The sequence below is a fragment of the Acinetobacter lwoffii genome (assembly GCF_029024105.1).
Classification (GTDB): domain Bacteria; phylum Pseudomonadota; class Gammaproteobacteria; order Pseudomonadales; family Moraxellaceae; genus Acinetobacter; species Acinetobacter lwoffii.
Genome location: NZ_CP118963.1, coordinates 1,235,864 through 1,253,586, shown reverse-complemented (window position 1 = coordinate 1,253,586; position 17,723 = coordinate 1,235,864). Strand labels below are relative to the sequence as shown.

Genomic DNA, 17,723 nt, shown 5'->3' with positions numbered 1-17,723 from the left:
TTTGCTCAAATAGATGACTGTCTAAGTTAAATTTTTCACTTTACCCTGGCTTGAGTTTTTGTTTATATCTCATACAAAGAAAATTAATTATTAAATAAATTCAAGGAATTCTAATGTCTACCAAGCAGGATCCACACGCTGGTATTTTTGAAAATCGCCCCGAACATTTTCAGCAGTTTAATGGAATTAAAGTGCCCTCTTCCGAACTGTTAGAATTAGATTATACAGATAAAGATATTGCGATTATTGGCACGGATCAGTTTACCGTGAGCCAGCTGGATAAAATCAGTCAACATGCCCGTTCGGTAAAAGTTTTCCAGATTAATCCTGCTTTTGTACTGCCCGGTTCCGATCGAATTCTGCAACGGATTATTAATCATCCACTGATTGGTAAAAATCGTCGCTTATTTAATAACCGGATTAAAAGCTTGCTTTCTCTGCGGTTTTTAGAAAATCAGGTGCAGAATTTGTGGCTAAGACGCCAGTTAATGCCAAATCTTGCATCTTCCCGTAAAATTTATCTGAAATCAGATCATTATTATGCTGCCCTACAGCGTGAAAATTGCCAGCTGATTACTTGGCCAATTTTAAAAATTTCGGAAAATACGATTCATTGCATCAATGGTGAACAGCATCCGGTCGATATCATTATTCATACTTATTTAGCAGAAAAATAACTTATACTGACAAGTAAAGATAAGAAATTAATGAGCTGATAATGAGAGTCTGATTTAAGTTCCGAGAACCAACATGATGATTTATTCAACAAAATGTTCAAAGAATACTCTAAGGTATTTTTAAACATGATATTTAGTATTTTTTTAGAATTATAAAAATCATACATTATTTCGATTAATCAATGCTTACTTGTAATTTTTAGCTATAAATCAGAGCCAAACCGCAATTTGGCTCTGGCTGGTTTCTTAACCGATTCGACGTTTTAAACCGGTCATTTGCAACACACGTGTTGAGATTTCTTCAATCGACATTTCAGACACATTCAGGTACTTGATGCCTTCCGAAATATAAATCCCTTCAATCGCACGCAACTCCATCTGACACTGACTAAAGCTGGCATAACGGCTATTGGCCTTACGCTCAGAACGAATGGCCACAAGGCGTTCCGCATCAATCATCAAGCCAAACAGCTTGTTTTTATGCGGTCGCAGCACGGCTGGCAGGCGGTTATCGTCCAAATCTTCTTCAGTTAGCGGATAGTTTGCTACGCGAATACCGAACTGCAAAGACAGATAAATAGAGGTCGGAGTTTTACCTGAACGCGATACACCAATCAGGATCAGGTCAGCTTTATCATAATGACGGGTACGTGCGCCGTCGTCATTGTCTAAAGCAAAATGAACAGCATCAATACGAGCTTTGTAGGACTCAGAGTCGGTCACCGCGTGGGTCTGCCCGACTAAAGTTGTAGGAATCGTGCCTAATTCATCAGCCAACTTACTAATAAGTCCTTCAAATACATCAAGATTTACTGCATTTGCGGTATTAATAATGTCGCGCACATAGGGATCAACCAGGGTATCAAATACCAGCGGTTTTTCACCGTCGATTTGAGCTCTTGCATTGATCTCTGCAACCACGTTTGTGGCCGCTTCTTCGGAACTAATATAAGGGATAATATGAATGTCAAATTTCACATGCGGAAACTGCGCTAACAGCGAGTGTCCAAGGGTTTCAGCGGTGATGGCGGTACCATCTGAAATAAAGAAAACACTACGCTGAATTTGTTTACCTTCCGACATTAAAATTCTCCTCCAACATTTGTCTTAGTGCTATATAATCTTTATAGTAAACCGATCTTACATGACTGTCGCTTAGTAAAATCAAAAACCTAGATGATTTGCTATACTCTCATGCCGAGATAGTGATTAATACTGCAAAAGTGGAGTAACAACTTTGGAAGCGCGCGTAATTGGTCTGGAAAAATTAGGGAAGCACGACGTTGAGCTGGTCGGTGGGAAAAACTCATCACTAGGCGAAATGATCAGCCACTTATCAAATGCTGGTGTATCTGTGCCAGGTGGTTTCGCAACGACTGCCGATGCCTACCGTGAATTTCTCGAGCAAAGTGGCCTAAACGCTAAAATCAATGCAGAGCTTGCTGCACTCAATGTTGATGATGTAAATGCACTTGCTGAAACTGGCGCAAAAATTCGTCAATGGATTGTGGATACTCCACTTACGCCTGCATTAGAACAAGAAGTTCGTACAGCATTTGCAGAACTTTCTAACGGCAACCCTGACATCGCGGTTGCCGTTCGTTCTTCTGCAACTGCAGAAGATTTGCCGGATGCTTCTTTTGCCGGCCAGCAAGAAACTTTCCTGAACATTCGTGGTATCGATAACGTTCTGATCGCGATCAAAGAAGTATTTGCATCTTTGTACAACGACCGCGCAATCTCTTACCGTGTACACCAAAACTTTGCCCATGATGTAGTTGCCCTGTCCGCTGGTGTACAACGCATGGTTCGTTCAGAAACTGGTGCTGCCGGTGTAATGTTTACGCTAGATACTGAATCAGGCTTCCGTGATGCAGTATTCATTACCGCATCTTATGGTTTGGGTGAAATGGTTGTTCAAGGTGCAGTTAACCCGGACGAATTCTATATTTCTAAACCGCTTTTAAATGCAGGCCGACACGCGATCCTTCGTCGCAACCTGGGTTCTAAGCACCAGAAAATGATTTATGGTGAAGAAGCATCTGCAGGTAAATCTGTCGTTGTCGTGGATGTTGAAAAAGCTGAACGCCAACAGTTCGCTTTAAACGACCAGGAATTACAAGAACTTGCTAAACAAGCGCTGATCATTGAAAACCACTACGGTGCACCAATGGACATCGAGTGGGCAAAAGATGGCGATGATGGCAAGATTTACATCGTTCAGGCGCGTCCTGAAACTGTAAAAAGCCGTGAAAATGTCGGCACCATGGAACGCTATCTGTTGAAACAACGCGGTACTGTGATCTGTGAAGGCCGTTCAATCGGTCAACGCATTGGTTCTGGTAAAGTCCGCATTGTGACGTCGATTAAAGAAATGGACAAAGTACAAGACGGTGATGTTCTTGTATCTGATATGACTGACCCGGATTGGGAACCAGTCATGAAACGTGCAGCTGCGATTGTAACAAACCGTGGTGGTCGTACTTGTCACGCAGCAATTATTGCACGTGAGCTTGGTGTTCCTGCAATCGTGGGTTGTGGTAATGCAACTGAAGTTCTTGTAGACGGTCAGGAAGTGACTGTGTCTTGTGCTGAAGGTGATACTGGCTTTATCTATGAAGGCGCACTAGATTTTGAAATTCAAAAGAATTCAATTGAGTCTATGCCTGCTCTTCCATTTAAAGTCATGATGAACGTGGGTAACCCGGATCGTGCATTTGACTTTGCTCAAATTCCAAACGCAGGTATTGGTCTGGCGCGTCTTGAATTCATTATTAACCGTATGATTGGTGTTCACCCGAAAGCATTAATCAATATTGACAGCCTTCCACGTGAAACACGTGCAGCAGTCATGGCGCGTACTGCAGGTTATGCATCTCCAATTGAATTCTATGTAGAGAAACTGGTTGAAGGTATCTCGACACTTGCTGCTGCATTTGCAGACAAGCCAGTCATTGTTCGTATGTCAGACTTCAAGTCTAACGAATATGCAAACTTGATCGGTGGTAAATTATACGAGCCAGAAGAAGAAAACCCGATGCTAGGTTTCCGTGGTGCAAGTCGCTACGTTTCTGATAACTTTCGTGATTGCTTCGAACTTGAATGTCGTGCATTGAAAAAGGCACGTGATGAAATGGGTTTAACCAATATCCAGATCATGATTCCATTTGTTCGTACTGTTGCTGAAGCGAAACGTGTAATTGAACTTCTTGCATTAAATGGTCTTAAGCGCGGTGAAAACGGCCTTAAAGTGATCATGATGTGTGAACTTCCAACCAATGCTTTATTGGCAGATCAGTTCCTTGAACATTTCGATGGTTTCTCTATTGGTTCAAACGACTTGACACAATTAACGCTTGGTCTTGACCGTGACTCTGGTATTGTCTCTCACCTATTTGATGAGCGCGATCCTGCGGTTAAAGCGTTGCTTTCTCTTGCAATTCAAGCATGCCGTAAAGCTGGCAAATATGTCGGTATTTGTGGTCAAGGTCCTTCTGATCACCCAGATCTTGCACAATGGTTAATGGAACAAGGTATCGACTCTGTGTCTTTAAACCCAGACTCGGTACTTGAAACCTGGTTCTTCCTGGCTGAGGAAAAAGTGCAAAAAGCATAAGCAATTGTGAATAAAAAAGACCCTTTTATAGGGTCTTTTTTATGAGATAGATATTATGATTTACTGTTTGAAAATTAATAATTAAAGGCCTAATCGCAAGATAAACGATTGAATTTATAAATATAATTAAATCAAAGCTTATCAACACATGAAAACTGTAATGACAAACAAATACCAACAGTAAAGTCATATCAAAATGGCAATAATAATGAATAACCATTGGATGTTCGGGAAGATATTTTTAAGAGTGGTGATCCTTGCAATTTTGTATGGGCGCATTTTTAATGAGAAATATGATTGAAAATCCTCAATTAATCTATATCTTACGATAAGAGGATGTTTGTTTTCAAAACAGAATTCAATACAATCTTGATCAAAGCTATTATCAGTTCACATTTATATATTGAGATTCAGTCTATATGCAGATTTACTTGGCACGAAACAATCAACAAGCTGGTCCATATACGCTCGAGCAATTGAATCAGATGCTGGCGAATCAACAAGTCATGCTGACTGACCTGGCATGGCATCAAGGCATGACAGAGTGGAAAGCCTTAGGTGAACTTACCCAAGGAAAATCGGTATATCAACCTGAAGGTTATGTCGTTCCCGCAGTCACACCTGAAACGCCGGTATTCCAGAACAATCAGTCAACGACTTTGGCCTATTCACAGCCTCATACTCAAACAGCGACTCAAAAGAATGAACTCGCCAGTATTCCAAGCCGTATACTGGCCAAAATTGTAGATGTGTTACTGTGGTTACCAGCAACCTTCATTTTGACTGCATTTTTTACACCTGAACAGGAAACCCGATTTGCACAACTGAATGAAGAATTCATGAATGTCGTGCTGAGTAGCAATGCAGATCCTGCTCTGGCCCAACAATTACAGACTCAAATGTTTGAGATGTTTTCTCAGCAGGCGTGGCTTGCCACAGCGGTCTATTTGATTATCATGCTGGCCATTCAAGCCTTTCTGATTGCCAAATCAGGCCAAAGTATTGGTAAAAAGCTGACGAAAATCAAAATTGTAGATGCCGAATCAGGTGAAAAGACCAGCCTGTTACGCGCCTTCACTATTCGTAGTGTATTTTTCATATTTTTAAATATTGTATTTATGCCACTGAGTTTAATTATTGACTGGGCCTTCGGATTGGGCAAAAAACGTCAAACCTTGCACGATAAACTCGCAAAAACGCAAGTTGTGAAACAATAGTGCAGGAATACACAAAATGGGATGAATATCATCCCATTTTGATTACAGAACTTTGAAATTGAAATAAAATTCCCATAAATCCCCCCCAATTCAGACCAGCAAAATCGGTTTTTATTACAGGCATTTAAAGCGCCCTAGATATAGCTTAGTTCGTGAATCTCAGGCATAATGCCCTACAACGTAGCGGTGTATTGTGATTAATAGGATGTTTTGTAAAATTCAGCCTTTTTTGTCATGTGCACTTTAATCGCTATCCCATATTAAATTAGGGAATGGGACTCTTCACCGAGGTTGTAAAATGAGACAAACGATTTTAGCTGTATTGTCTTTATCTGCGATGACTGCACTCTTGACTGGGTGTGGTGGTGATATGGTACTTCTGAACTCTAAAGGTCCAGTTGCAGCAGGTCAAAGTAACCTGATGATGACTGCGATTTACTTAATGCTTTTGGTGGTTATTCCATCAATCATCATGGCATTATGGTTCGGTTGGAAATATCGTGCATCGAATAAAGACGCAGACTATAAACCTACATGGGTACACTCTACTGCGATTGAAATTGTAGTATGGGGTATCCCTGTCATTATTATTGGTATTTTAGCTTGGTTAACTTGGTGGGGTTCCCACAAGTATGACCCATACCGTCCAATTGAAGCAGATAAAGCGCCATTAACTGTTCAGGTTATTGCTGAGCAATTTAAATGGATCTTCATCTATCCTGAGCAAGGCATTGCAACTGTTAACGAATTACGTTTCCCAGAGCAAACTCCGGTAAGCCTTCGTTTAACCTCTAACTTCACGATGAACTCGTTCTTCATCCCGGCGTTAAGTGGTCAGATTTATGCAATGGCAGGTATGCAAACTCACCTTAACTTCTTAGCTGATGAAACTAGTCCAGCTGAAGGTTATCGTGGTTTCTCTTCAAACTATTCAGGCTATGGCTTCTCACAAATGCGCTTCCGTGCACATTCTGTGACTGATGCCCAGTTTGCCGAATGGGTTTCTGCTATTCAGGCAGGAAACGGTACTTCAGTTAACCCTAATGCAGTACAAAAAACTGTTCTAGACCAAGCTGAATTTGCAAGCTTACGTGACGGTAACCGCGGTGTTCACCAGATCGAAGCGATTATTGCAAGAGCTAAGACTCCTGAAGAGAAGGCTGCTGCTGAAGCAATGAAGCCTTACCCTACTAAGCCACATCCTGTGACTTACTACTCTTCTGTAGAGCAAGGTTTGTTTGAATCTGTGATTCACAAGTATATGAGTAACTACCACGGTGCTGACCATTCAGCTCCTGTAGAAGCTGCAGCGACTGATGCTGTTGCTCATGAAGCGTCTGCTTCTGAAGCTCATGTAGCTGGTGAACATGCGACTGCTTCTCAAGGAGAATAAGACATGAGCTTCTTAGGTAAGTTAGGTCCGGATGCAATTCCTTACGATCCAATCGTATTGGCAACTGTTGCAATGATGATCTTGGGTGGTATCGCAGTTGTTGCCGGTATTACCTACTTCAAAAAATGGGGCTACCTGTGGAACGAATGGTTCACATCTGTAGACCATAAAAAAATTGGTATCATGTACCTGTTCGTATCGATCATCATGCTGGTGCGTGGTTTCGCCGATGCGATCATGATGCGTCTTCAGCAGTTCCTTGCAAAAGGTGGCGGCGAAGGTTATTTACACCCTGAGCATTACGATCAGATCTTTACCGCGCATGGCGTGATCATGATCTTCTTCGTAGCAATGGGTCTTGTAGTTGGTTTAATGAACATCTCTGTACCGCTTCAAATCGGTGCACGTGACGTTGCATTTCCATTATTAAACTCACTCAGCTTCTGGTTATTCGCCGGTGCTGCGGGTCTAATGATGGTGTCACTCGCGTTAGGTGAGTTCGCTGCAACAGGCTGGATGGCATACCCTCCACTGTCTGGCATTGAATACTCTCCAGGCGTAGGTATGGACTACTATATCTGGGCACTGCAAATTTCAGGTCTGGGTACGCTATTAACGGGTGTTAACTTCTTCGTTACCATCATCAAAATGCGTGCGCCTGGCATGAAACTTATGGAAATGCCAATCTTTACCTGGACATCTTTATGTACAGCAGTATTGATTATTGCGGCTTTCCCAGTGTTGACTGCAACAATTGCAATGTTAACGCTTGACCGTTACTTCGGTTTCCACTTCTTTACTAACGACTTGGGTGGTAGCCCGATGTTGTACGTGAACTTGATTTGGACTTGGGGTCACCCGGAAGTATATATCTTGGTATTACCAGCATTTGGTATTTACTCTGAAGTTGTTGCGACTTTCTCGCGCAAAGCATTGTTCGGTTACAAATCAATGGTGTATGCAACAGTAGCAATCACAGTATTGTCATTCGTTGTATGGGTTCACCACTTCTTTACCATGGGTGCAGGTGCCAACGTTAACGCGTTCTTCGGTATCATGACCATGATTATTGCGATTCCTACAGGTGTGAAAATCTTCTCTTGGTTATTCACCATGTACAAGGGTCGTATTGTTTACACTACTCCAATGCTATGGACACTAGGCTTCCTGGTAACTTTCGGTATCGGTGGTTTAACAGGTGTATTGATGGCGGTTCCACCAGCGGACTTCCTGGTACATAACTCTTTATTCCTGATTGCTCACTTCCATAACGTAATTATTGGTGGTGTAGTATTTGCGATGTTCGCAGGTATCATCTTCTACTGGCCGAAAATGTTCGGTTGGAGACTGAATGAGACTTGGGGTAAAGCAGCGTTCTGGTTCTGGTTCTTCGGTTTCTACTTTGCGTTCATGCCACTTTATATCCTTGGTTTCATGGGTATGACACGTCGTTTGAATACATTTGACAACCCAGAATGGGACCCGTATGTAAATATCGCGATGTTCGGTGCAGTTCTGATTGCGCTTGGTATCGTATGTTTCATTCTGCAAATCGTGGTTGGTTTCTTACAACGTGACCAACGTCTGGATTTGACTGGCGATCCATGGGATGGTCGTACCCTTGAATGGGCGACATCTTCTCCTGCTCCGTTCTATAACTTTGCTCATCTTCCAAAGATCAATGGTATTGATACTTTCTGGATCGAGAAAGAAAATGGTGTTGCGTATGCAAAACCAACGAAGTACGAAGATGTTCATATGCCAACTAACCGTGCTGCCGGTTTCGTTATCGCGATGTTCATCACTATTATGGGCTTCGGTTTAATCTGGCACATCTGGTGGTTAGTAGTTGTTACGTTCCTTGCTTCTATCATTAGCTTCATCGTGTCTTCTTTCACCAAGAAAGTGGATTACTATGTTCCAGCTGCTGAAGTTGAGCGTATTGAAAACGAACGCTATGCGATTCTTGAAAAACACTTGAAGAAGGACTAAGACAATGGCTGAAGTACTTCATCACGATAACCACGGACACGATGAGCATCATCATCACGATGATACTGACATCACCGTCTTTGGTTTCTGGACTTACTTGATGAGTGACCTTGTCCTGTTCGGTACACTCTTCATTGCGTTCGCTGTTTTGAGTAGCCACATTCCTGTGGGTACTCCAAGTGCGAGAGACCTGTTTGGCGACTCTTTAGGTTTCGTTCTTACTGAAACCTTCGCCCTCTTGATCTCTTCTGTAACCTTTGGTTTTGCAGTTCTTGCTGCATACAAAAAAGACGTTGCAAAAGTACTGACTTGGTTAGCGATTACTTGGGTATTCGGTGCTATCTTCATCGGCATGGAACTATATGAGTTCAATCATTTAGTTCATGCGGGTCACGGTCCAAGCACAAGTGCGTTCTTATCTGCGTTCTTTACTTTGGTAGGTACGCACGGTATTCACGTAACTTCTGGTCTGGTCTGGATGATCGTGCTTATGGTTCAAATCAAGAAATATGGTTTGACTCTTGCAAACACGCGTCGTCTAGCTTGCCTAAGCTTGTTCTGGCACTTCCTTGACATCGTTTGGATCTGTGTATTCAGCGTAGTTTACTTGATGGGAGTTCTGTAATGAGTCACGATCATAACGCTGCTGGCGAATCACACGGTAACGTTAAGCAATATACCGTCGGCTTCATCCTTTCTGTCATCCTTACCGTAATTCCATTCGGTATGGTGATGGCAGGCGGTTTTGGCCGTGGTATTTTGATTACTGTCATCGCGATTACTGCGGTTGCTCAGATTCTTGTGCAGTTAATTTACTTCCTGCATATGAACTCTTCTTCAGAGCAACGCTGGAACGTGATTGCATTCGTGTATACCATCTTAACTATCGCTATTCTTTTAGTGGGTTCTGTATGGATCATGAATTACCTACACTACAACATGATGATCTAAACTGGTCGTCATGCTGAAAAAGTATTTATTCCTGACTAAGCCAGGAATTCTCTTCGGTAACTTTGTTACCACTTTGGGTGGCTACTTCGTAGCCACTCAAGGTTCTGTAGATTTCCTTCTCCTGCTTATTACCCTTCTCGGTACTACGCTTGTCGTAGCATCAGGATGTGTGGTCAATAACGTGATTGACCAGGACATCGACCAAAAAATGCAGCGCACCCAAAACCGTGCTCTGGTCACCAAAACCATTTCCGAACCTGTTGCCCTGGCCTTTGCCCTGGTATTAGGCATCGCTGGTTTTAGTCTTTTATGGTTCTGGGTAAATGCGTACGCTTTCTTATTCGCGGTGATTGGTTTTGTCGTATATGTTGGTTTCTACAGCCTATGGACAAAACGAACCACAATTCATCAAACTGTTGTAGGCAGTATTTCTGGTGCAGCTCCGCCTGTCATTGGTTATACCGCAGTGGCCAATCAATTTGACCTCGGTGCGTTACTGATCTTTTTAGGTTATGCGCTATGGCAAATGCCTCACTCATGGGCGATTGCGATTTACCGCTTTGATGATTACAAAAATGCAGGCATTCCGATCTTGCCTGTGGCACGTTCGATTCATCGTACCAAGATTGAATCACTGGTTTATGTGGTGTTATTCACGCTGACCATGAATGCGTTATTTGTCTTTGGTTATGCCAACTGGTTCTATGCAGTGATTTTAAACTTACTGTGCATTTACTGGTTGTATATCGGTGTCATTGGATTTAAAGCTGAAAATGATCAACTTTGGGCAAAGAAATATTTCTTGTTCTCGGTGATCCTGATTACTGTCATTAGTATTATCTTTAGCTTTACCTCAACTGCGCCATCTACACAGATTGTATTTTTTTAAAAAGATAGAGTTAGTCTCTATCTTTTTTTATTTTGATTTCTCTTAATCCCCTACTTCCAATAGTTGTAGAGCAGAATCAAAAATTCGGCTTTATAAAGCTAAACCTCGATCTTCCTGATCGCTTAGAAAATTCAATCTTTCTGGTTCCAGACTCCGATCCTTCAGTTTTCTAGATTTTCTGGCCTGATAAGTAAAGCTTGATCTTCGCAACAATACATGTGCTGAATTTAACCAGTCCAAATTTGCTTAAAGCCAAAGTCAGGTTCTGATGATCGATCTGGTTATAGAGATAATTTCGCAAAAATCTCTTATTTGGTTGAAATTATCCTTAAAGATCACTACAATTCCCCCTTCGCAAACACTGCGACACAACTTTGGTTGTGACTCCTTGCTTCAATTTACTTAAATTGGGGCTGTCCAAACCGTAAGGAGCTGACAATGCGTCATTACGAAATCGTACTTTTAGTACACCCTGATCAAAGCGATCAAGTAGTTGGTATGGTAGAACGCTACCTAACTCACATCAAAGAAGCTGAAGGTCAAATCCACCGTCTTGAAGACTGGGGCCGTCGTCAATTGGCTTACCCAATCAACAAGATCCACAAAGCTCACTACATTCTTATGAATGTTGAGTGTGGTCAAACTACTCTTGATGAGCTTGAAGAATTATTCCGTTATAACGACGCAATCATTCGTAGCCTTATCATCCGTCGTGAAAACGCTATCACTGAAGAGTCACTATTGGCTAAAAGTGCTGAAGAAAAACGTGCGCGTAAAGCTCAACGTGAAGAAGCACAACACGCTCAAGACTCTGCTGAAGCTTAAGGAGAACATAACATGGCACGTTTTTACCGTCGTCGCAAGTTCTGCCGCTTTACAGCTGAGAACGTTACGTACATCGACTACAAAGATATAGACACTTTAAAACAGTACATCACTGAAAACGGCAAGATTGTTCCTAGCCGTATTACAGGTACTAAAGCTCGTTACCAACGTCAATTAGCGCTAGCTATCAAACAAGCTCGCTACTTGTCTTTGATCCCTTACACTGACAATCATAAGTGAGGTTGAGCTGTGGATATTATCTTATTACAACGCATTAAAAACCTAGGTAAACTAGGCGATAAAGTTTCAGTTAAAGCTGGTTACGGCCGTAACTTCCTTATCCCACAAGGTATGGCAGTTGCTGCAACAGAATCAAATACTGCTGCTTTTGAAGCTCGTCGTGCTGAACTTGAGAAAGCTGAAGCTGATGTTTTAGCTGCTGCTCAAGCACGTGCTGACCAATTGAACGAAGTGAACATCGTTATCACTGCGAAAGCTGGTGATGAAGGTAAACTATTCGGTTCTATCGGTACTCGTGACATCGCTGACGCGTTGACAAATGCTGGTCTAGAAGTAGACCGTGCTGAAGTACGTCTTCCAAATGGCGCGCTTCGTCACACTGGCGAATTTAACATCGCAATCCAATTGCACCATGATGTTACTGCAGAAGTTCTAGTTACTATCGTAGCTGAGTAATTTCTCGCCTCAAAAAGAGCATGCGAAAGCATGCTCTTTTTTTATCTCTAAAAAATATAATCTAGCCAACACTGTCAAATTCATTTTATTATTCGTGTTTACAAAAAATTGCACTTCGCATTTTTGATCAGAGCGCGTATCATTTCATCTCGTAGTGAATAAACGCTATTCATCTCCGACGATATTTAACCATTGTATTTAAAATCAGGGATTTATATGTCACAGGCGAATGCCAGCAAAAAGGTAGCTCCTGCTAAACCGGAAATTGTTACTGAAAATAGCAATCTCAAGGAGTTCCGTACTCCGCCACACAATTTAGCAATTGAACAGGCTGTACTTGCTGCCCTTATGACTGTGGCTGAATCTTTTGAGCAGGTCGGTGATGTGCTGACCGAAAATGATTTTTATGCTACCCGACATAAATATATTTTCCGTGCCATTGAACAACTCTCTAAAGAAAACTCACCTTATGATGCGGTTCTGGTACATGACTGGCTCATCAAACAAAACTTGCTCGATGCCATTGGTGGCGAAGAGTATTTGATGCAACTGATGGCAGATTCACCCTCGAGTTTCTATAACCTGGAAACTTATGCTGGGAAAATTAAAGAGTTTGCTACCCTGCGCAGCATGATTAAAGTCAGCTCTGAAATTTTACAAAATGCCTATGACACCAAAGGCCGCACAGTAAGTGAAATTCTGGATCTGGCTGAGACCAATATTTTCTCGATTGCCGAACAGCATAATAACAATGCCAAAGCACAAGGCCCTAAGCCGATCAACTCGGTGGTTGCAGACGTATTTGATAAATTAAATGAACTGTCACAAATGGAAGGCAGCATTACCGGTTTAACTACTGGTTTTGTAGAACTGGATAACAAAACTTCCGGTATGCAATCTGGCGATTTAATTATTGTCGCGGCGCGTCCATCCATGGGTAAAACCACCTTTGCCATGAATCTGGTCGAAAGTGTTTTATTCAATAACAACCTGCCTGCTCTGGTCTATTCAATGGAGATGCCAGCCGACTCGATCGCCATGCGTTTGATTTCTTCATTTGGTCGCGTGCATCAGGGACATTTACGTTCCGGTAAAATGGACAGTGATGAATGGTCAAAAGTCACCAGTACCATTGTGCATTTACAAGAAAAAAATCTGTATATCGATGATTCTTCTGCGCTTCCACCGACAGAATTACGTGCCCGTGCGCGTCGTATTGCCAAAATGCATGGCGGAAAACTAGGCTGTATCATGGTCGATTACCTGCAGCTGATGAAAGTCCCTGGCATGGGTGATAACCGTGTTGGCGAAATCTCGGAAATTTCCCGAAGCTTAAAAGCCTTGGCGAAGGAAATGCAGTGTCCGGTAATTGCCTTGTCGCAGCTCAACCGATCGCTGGAGAACCGTCCAAACAAACGCCCGGTGATGTCCGACTTGCGTGAATCCGGTGCGATCGAGCAGGATGCCGACTTGATCATGTTTATTTACCGTGATGAGGTTTATAACAAAGAATCCAAGGAAGCTGGCACCGCTGAAATCATTATCGGCAAACAGCGTAACGGCCCGATTGGTACCGTGCGTCTGGCATTCGAAGGTCAATATACCCGCTTTAGTAATCTCTCGCCTGAGTTCTATGCTCAGTATGATGATGAAGAGTAATCAGGCTCTCGTCATCACATTTCCATCGTCCCTCTAGGAGTAATTTAGGGTGCGTCAAGCTACAGTTTATATTGACAGTGCTGCGCTGCAATATAATTTAAACCGTGTCAAACAACTTGCCCCAACCGCGAAAATCGTCAGCATGGTGAAAGCCAATGCTTATGGACACGGAGTTAAAGACTGCTTAGCAGCCTTAAGCGAAACCGATGCCTTTGGTGTCGCCTGCCTGCAAGAAGCCTTGGAAATTCGTGAATTGGGCTATTTACAGCCGATCACGCTCATCGAAGGTATTTTTTCAGCCGATGAAATGCAGCTTGTAATCGATCAGAATATTGAAGTTGTGGTACATCATCAGGCCCAACTCGACTGGTTACTGGCTCATAAAGAGACCTATATCGCCAAAGGCCTAAAAGTCTGGGTCAAACTGAACAGCGGCATGAACCGTCTAGGCTTTAAAATTGATGTGATTAAAACCGTGATCAATCAGTTGAAAGCTGAAGGCTTTACTTGTGTACTTGCCATGCACTTTGCCAATGCAGATGCCGATCATCCATTGAATGAACAGCAAATCCAGCAGTTCCTTGAAGTGAAAAATGACTGTGCACCACTCATGGGTTCATGCTGTAACTCGGCTGCAATCTATAAATATCCAGAATTGCATTTTGACTATGTCCGTCCCGGGATTATGCTCTATGGTGCGACGCCCTTTGCAGACCGTGATGTACATGACCTGGATTTAAAACCGGTTATGACCTTTACAGCTGAAATTATTGCCTTGAATGATATTCAAGCGGGTGAGCATGTCGGTTATGGTTCGACGTTCACCGCAGATCAGGACATGACTTTGGCCATTGTTTCAATTGGCTATGGTGATGGCTATCCTCGTGCTTTCCCCAAACAGAACTATGTCGCAATCAATCGTCAGCAAACTCGCGTGATTGGCCGCGTAGCGATGGATATGATCGCTATTGATGTCACAGGATTAGAAGTGCAATTAGGTACAGAAGTCGAACTTTGGGGGAAAACCCGTCTGGTGGATGATGTGGCGACAGCCAATGGTACGATTGGTTATGAACTATTATGCCGACTCAGCAATCGGGCACGACGTAAAGTAATCTGATTTAATCTAAAGATCCAAAAAAGCCCAACCAGTGTTGGGCTTTATTTAGGCTGACTTTTGTTCTTCACCTTGCTCTACACATAATTGCAGCAATAGAGCATCAACATGACTTTGCTGAAATGCAAAAGGGTTAAAGTCATTAAATCCCATGTCCTGACAGAATTGCTGGATTTGACTGCGTTTAGAAATATATTTCATCGACCAGTCCGGGAAACTCGGATATTCAATTTCCTTGGTTTCAAATAGTTTAATGTCCTGATGGCGAGGATCTTTATTCAGCCTCTCGACCAGCAGACTTTTTAAAGTAAGACATTCACCTTCCAGACATTGAAAAAAATAACCATCAGCAAAATACAGTACACCTGTAACTTGATGCTGGTAATTAAAATCACGAGCCTCTTTCAAAATATTCGCTAAATCTTCAAGCAAATCAGTTTTGGGAGAAGTGCTTTTACTGGCGTAACAAAATTGGTACATGTGCTAACTTCTCTTTTTTTATTATGCCTGACGCATAGAAGTTAACACTGTACGTGAAAAACCGGACCTACGATAGGTTTTTACAAGAAATACTCATTAGATGGAACCGGAAGTTCTGCCAGTCCTTTTTTCAAGGTTTCTGACCATTGCCGGCTGATTGCCGTGAAATACTCGTCATCTTCAGCAATACGCTTACCTCTCGGCATCATCAGACTGTCCTTTTTATAGACCAGTACATCGAGTGGCATACCAACTGAAACATTAGAGCGCAAGGTAGATGCAAATGAAATCAGGGAACAGCGCAAGGCTTCATCCAGCGGCATATCATAAGTCAGCGCGCGATCCAGGATTGGCTTGCCATATTTGCTTTCGCCAATCTGGAAATATGGTGTATCTCGTGTCGCACAGATAAAATTTCCCTGCGGATAAACATGATAAAGCTGCATATCCTGGTCTTTGAGTTGTCCACCCACCAGCAGATTACAATAATAATTGCTCTGTTCTGAAATATCGCTCGTGACGTTGGCAATTACTTTTTTCAGCATGCTTCCCACCAGTTCCGCGACATCAAACATGGTATGCAGGCTCAATATATTAGGTTCCTGCTTCAGTTCAAGCTGATTTTTGATATGTCCGATCACGGCTTGGGTGGTTGCCAGATTGCCGGATGCCTGTATCACGATCATACGTTCCCCAGGAACTCCGAAGGTGTATAGCTTTCGAAATACAGAGATGTGATCTACTCCGGCATTGGTCCGGGTATCACTGATAAATAGCATACCTTGCTCTAAACGCAATGCACAACAATACGTCATTAGTTCGTCCTTATTAACATCCTAGCACCTGAACGCTGGAAAGCATGGATTCCACACCGCCCATCTCTCTTACACCGCGTACCGGTGCCACATCCCAATAATCCCGTCCAATTGCCACATAAACATGCGAACTTGGAGTGAACAGCAAATTACTGACATCAAAACAATACCATGTCTGGTCTACAAACACCTCGGCCCAAGCGTGACTGGCCAGATGCGAGGCATTTTGTGCATATAAATAACCAGACACATAACGGGCAGGTAAACCCAGATATTTACACATGGCAATAAAAATATGGCTATGATCCTGACAAACCCCCTGTCTGGACTCAAAGGCATCTATTGCTGTGCCTTGTACAGAAGTGCTGTTGGAAATATAAGGTACATGCTCCAGCAATGCCTGTGCCAACCCAATCAGATGCTGACGGCTTAATACAGGGACATGACGTTGTGCAAAATCCTTCATTGCTACATTACACTGGGTCGATTCGGTCGGCTGTAAAAAAAGATTGGGATTGATTGAATCATTCAACCCACTCTGATGTGCAGGATTCAGCTCGACAATCCCCTGTGCCATAATGGTTAAGGAATAGTACGGCTCGCGCTGGTTACAGGTCATCCACAAATTTTGGAATGCATCTTTTCTTATCTGTTTATAACCAGGTACACTGATATCCCACGAATGCACCCGCTGATGCGCATTGTTCGAAGGCATCATTTTGATGTACTGAATACTGTTCCTCACCTCGGCCGTGTACATATAATGGGTTTGGTGATTCACCATCAATTTCATACATCTGCCTCAAACAGTTGATGAATATGGTCGCTAAACTGATAGAATTCAATCCGGTTTGGCTCTGCACGCAACTGTTCCCAGTACTGTTCCAGATCGCCCCAGCCCATTTCCACCAAAATTTTGACGATATAATCAATTTTACCCAGTGTAGTACCAGTTTCCTCACCCAGACGCAAATGATGATCAAGCTGTTCTACACACTGGCCTAAACTAAAAAACAGAAAGATATCGGAAGACTCCGCTTCCAGAATCTCTTCACATTCATTCACTACTTCACAAATATAACCGGCATTTTTGTCTGCAGTTTTGATCAGCTTCATCATCTCCGCATAGCCTGATGCCGACAATACTCCGCGCAACTCCTGAATATTATCTTTGGCAATTCCTAACTGCTGGCTAAAAGATGCCAGTTGAGTAGGATCGAGTAGCAGCTCGTTTAAGGAGCTGGCATCGAAAGCAGGTAAACAAAAGGCGTGTGCATAGGTTAAAGCCGCTTCATCTTCTAAAAATGGAAAGCGGGCACATAAAAAATGTGTGCGGGCTAAATAGCGCCCTAACCAAAAAATATGTTTTGCATTGCTATTTAGCAAAACCATGACA

General features: G+C 42.6%; 18 protein-coding genes. 13 read left to right on the top strand and 5 right to left on the bottom strand.

Going from position 1 to position 17,723, the window contains the following annotated elements; all coding sequences use genetic code 11:
* Positions 1-113: 113 nt before the first annotated feature.
* Positions 114-677, top strand: coding sequence for an NAD(P)/FAD-dependent oxidoreductase (locus tag PYW33_RS05970; RefSeq protein ID WP_004645405.1), 564 nt, complete (start codon positions 114-116; stop codon positions 675-677).
* Positions 678-923: 246 nt separating this feature from the next.
* On the opposite strand, the gene ppsR is transcribed toward PYW33_RS05970, so the two are convergent.
* Positions 924-1,760: a posphoenolpyruvate synthetase regulatory kinase/phosphorylase PpsR gene (gene ppsR / locus PYW33_RS05965; protein ID WP_004278781.1), complete on the bottom strand. Its 837-nt coding sequence runs from the start codon at positions 1,758-1,760 to the stop codon at positions 924-926.
* Between the two features lie 154 nt (positions 1,761-1,914).
* Between ppsR and ppsA the strand changes: the two genes are divergently transcribed.
* The 12 genes from ppsA (at position 1,915) to alr (ending at position 15,035) form a co-directional block, all read left to right on the top strand.
* Positions 1,915-4,293 (top strand): phosphoenolpyruvate synthase, encoded by a 2,379-nt coding sequence (gene ppsA, locus PYW33_RS05960; protein ID WP_004278782.1) that lies wholly within the window; start codon positions 1,915-1,917, stop codon positions 4,291-4,293.
* Between the two features lie 419 nt (positions 4,294-4,712).
* Positions 4,713-5,510 (top strand): RDD family protein, encoded by a 798-nt coding sequence (locus tag PYW33_RS05955; protein WP_004645407.1) that lies wholly within the window; start codon positions 4,713-4,715, stop codon positions 5,508-5,510.
* Between the two features lie 298 nt (positions 5,511-5,808).
* Complete coding sequence (gene cyoA / locus PYW33_RS05950; protein WP_004645408.1) at positions 5,809-6,903, top strand: ubiquinol oxidase subunit II; 1,095 nt, start codon at positions 5,809-5,811, stop codon at positions 6,901-6,903.
* A gap of 3 nt (positions 6,904-6,906) precedes the next feature.
* Positions 6,907-8,895, top strand: coding sequence for a cytochrome o ubiquinol oxidase subunit I (gene cyoB, locus PYW33_RS05945; protein ID WP_004645409.1), 1,989 nt, complete (start codon positions 6,907-6,909; stop codon positions 8,893-8,895).
* Positions 8,896-8,899: 4 nt separating this feature from the next.
* Positions 8,900-9,520 carry a cytochrome o ubiquinol oxidase subunit III gene (gene cyoC, locus PYW33_RS05940; protein ID WP_004278786.1) on the top strand — a complete coding sequence of 207 codons (621 nt, stop codon included), beginning with the start codon at positions 8,900-8,902 and terminating at the stop codon, positions 9,518-9,520.
* Entirely contained in the window at positions 9,520-9,846 is a 327-nt protein-coding gene (locus tag PYW33_RS05935) for a cytochrome o ubiquinol oxidase subunit IV (RefSeq protein WP_004645410.1), read from the top strand. Before cyoC ends, PYW33_RS05935 begins: the two co-directional genes overlap by 1 nt.
* A 10-nt stretch (positions 9,847-9,856) precedes the next feature.
* Positions 9,857-10,735 (top strand): heme o synthase, encoded by an 879-nt coding sequence (cyoE, locus tag PYW33_RS05930; protein ID WP_004645412.1) that lies wholly within the window; start codon positions 9,857-9,859, stop codon positions 10,733-10,735.
* 438 nt (positions 10,736-11,173) lie between these two features.
* On the top strand, positions 11,174-11,560 hold the full coding sequence (gene rpsF, locus PYW33_RS05925; protein ID WP_004278789.1) for a 30S ribosomal protein S6: 387 nt from the start codon (positions 11,174-11,176) through the stop codon (positions 11,558-11,560).
* Between the two features lie 12 nt (positions 11,561-11,572).
* Positions 11,573-11,800: a 30S ribosomal protein S18 gene (gene rpsR / locus PYW33_RS05920; RefSeq protein ID WP_004278792.1), complete on the top strand. Its 228-nt coding sequence runs from the start codon at positions 11,573-11,575 to the stop codon at positions 11,798-11,800.
* Between the two features lie 9 nt (positions 11,801-11,809).
* Positions 11,810-12,256 carry a 50S ribosomal protein L9 gene (gene rplI, locus PYW33_RS05915; RefSeq protein WP_004645413.1) on the top strand — a complete coding sequence of 149 codons (447 nt, stop codon included), beginning with the start codon at positions 11,810-11,812 and terminating at the stop codon, positions 12,254-12,256.
* 216 nt (positions 12,257-12,472) lie between these two features.
* Positions 12,473-13,915 (top strand): replicative DNA helicase, encoded by a 1,443-nt coding sequence (gene dnaB, locus PYW33_RS05910; RefSeq protein WP_004645414.1) that lies wholly within the window; start codon positions 12,473-12,475, stop codon positions 13,913-13,915.
* Between the two features lie 49 nt (positions 13,916-13,964).
* On the top strand, positions 13,965-15,035 hold the full coding sequence (gene alr / locus PYW33_RS05905) for an alanine racemase (protein ID WP_004645415.1): 1,071 nt from the start codon (positions 13,965-13,967) through the stop codon (positions 15,033-15,035).
* 45 nt (positions 15,036-15,080) lie between these two features.
* Here alr and PYW33_RS05900 read toward each other — a convergent pair whose 3' ends face one another.
* From PYW33_RS05900 to PYW33_RS05885, 4 genes are all read right to left on the bottom strand, one after another.
* Positions 15,081-15,512 (bottom strand): BLUF domain-containing protein, encoded by a 432-nt coding sequence (locus PYW33_RS05900; RefSeq protein ID WP_004645416.1) that lies wholly within the window; start codon positions 15,510-15,512, stop codon positions 15,081-15,083.
* 80 nt (positions 15,513-15,592) lie between these two features.
* Positions 15,593-16,327 carry a proteasome-type protease gene (locus PYW33_RS05895; RefSeq protein ID WP_004645417.1) on the bottom strand — a complete coding sequence of 245 codons (735 nt, stop codon included), beginning with the start codon at positions 16,325-16,327 and terminating at the stop codon, positions 15,593-15,595.
* A gap of 13 nt (positions 16,328-16,340) precedes the next feature.
* Positions 16,341-17,120, bottom strand: a complete 780-nt coding sequence (locus PYW33_RS05890; protein ID WP_004645418.1) for a transglutaminase family protein — start codon at positions 17,118-17,120, stop codon at positions 16,341-16,343.
* Complete coding sequence (locus PYW33_RS05885) at positions 17,117-17,719, bottom strand: alpha-E domain-containing protein (protein ID WP_004645419.1); 603 nt, start codon at positions 17,717-17,719, stop codon at positions 17,117-17,119. The genes PYW33_RS05890 and PYW33_RS05885 overlap by 4 nt, the downstream gene beginning before the upstream one ends.
* Positions 17,720-17,723 lie beyond the last annotated feature (4 nt).

Excerpts from the sequence above, each read along its gene's own strand:
- PYW33_RS05970 (WP_004645405.1), top strand. The coding sequence starts at position 114 with ATGTCTACCAAGCAGGATCCACACGCTGGTATTTTTGAAAATCGCCCC.
- ppsR (WP_004278781.1), bottom strand. The coding sequence starts at position 1,760 with ATGTCGGAAGGTAAACAAATTCAGCGTAGTGTTTTCTTTATTTCAGAT.
- PYW33_RS05955 (WP_004645407.1), top strand. The coding sequence starts at position 4,713 with ATGCAGATTTACTTGGCACGAAACAATCAACAAGCTGGTCCATATACG.
- cyoA (WP_004645408.1), top strand. The coding sequence starts at position 5,809 with ATGAGACAAACGATTTTAGCTGTATTGTCTTTATCTGCGATGACTGCA.
- cyoB (WP_004645409.1), top strand. The coding sequence starts at position 6,907 with ATGAGCTTCTTAGGTAAGTTAGGTCCGGATGCAATTCCTTACGATCCA.
- cyoC (WP_004278786.1), top strand. The coding sequence starts at position 8,900 with ATGGCTGAAGTACTTCATCACGATAACCACGGACACGATGAGCATCAT.
- PYW33_RS05935 (WP_004645410.1), top strand. The coding sequence starts at position 9,520 with ATGAGTCACGATCATAACGCTGCTGGCGAATCACACGGTAACGTTAAG.
- cyoE (WP_004645412.1), top strand. The coding sequence starts at position 9,857 with ATGCTGAAAAAGTATTTATTCCTGACTAAGCCAGGAATTCTCTTCGGT.
- rpsF (WP_004278789.1), top strand. The coding sequence starts at position 11,174 with ATGCGTCATTACGAAATCGTACTTTTAGTACACCCTGATCAAAGCGAT.
- rpsR (WP_004278792.1), top strand. The coding sequence starts at position 11,573 with ATGGCACGTTTTTACCGTCGTCGCAAGTTCTGCCGCTTTACAGCTGAG.
- dnaB (WP_004645414.1), top strand. The coding sequence starts at position 12,473 with ATGTCACAGGCGAATGCCAGCAAAAAGGTAGCTCCTGCTAAACCGGAA.
- PYW33_RS05900 (WP_004645416.1), bottom strand. The coding sequence starts at position 15,512 with ATGTACCAATTTTGTTACGCCAGTAAAAGCACTTCTCCCAAAACTGAT.
- PYW33_RS05895 (WP_004645417.1), bottom strand. The coding sequence starts at position 16,327 with ATGACGTATTGTTGTGCATTGCGTTTAGAGCAAGGTATGCTATTTATC.
- PYW33_RS05890 (WP_004645418.1), bottom strand. The coding sequence starts at position 17,120 with ATGAAATTGATGGTGAATCACCAAACCCATTATATGTACACGGCCGAG.
- PYW33_RS05885 (WP_004645419.1), bottom strand. The coding sequence starts at position 17,719 with ATGGTTTTGCTAAATAGCAATGCAAAACATATTTTTTGGTTAGGGCGC.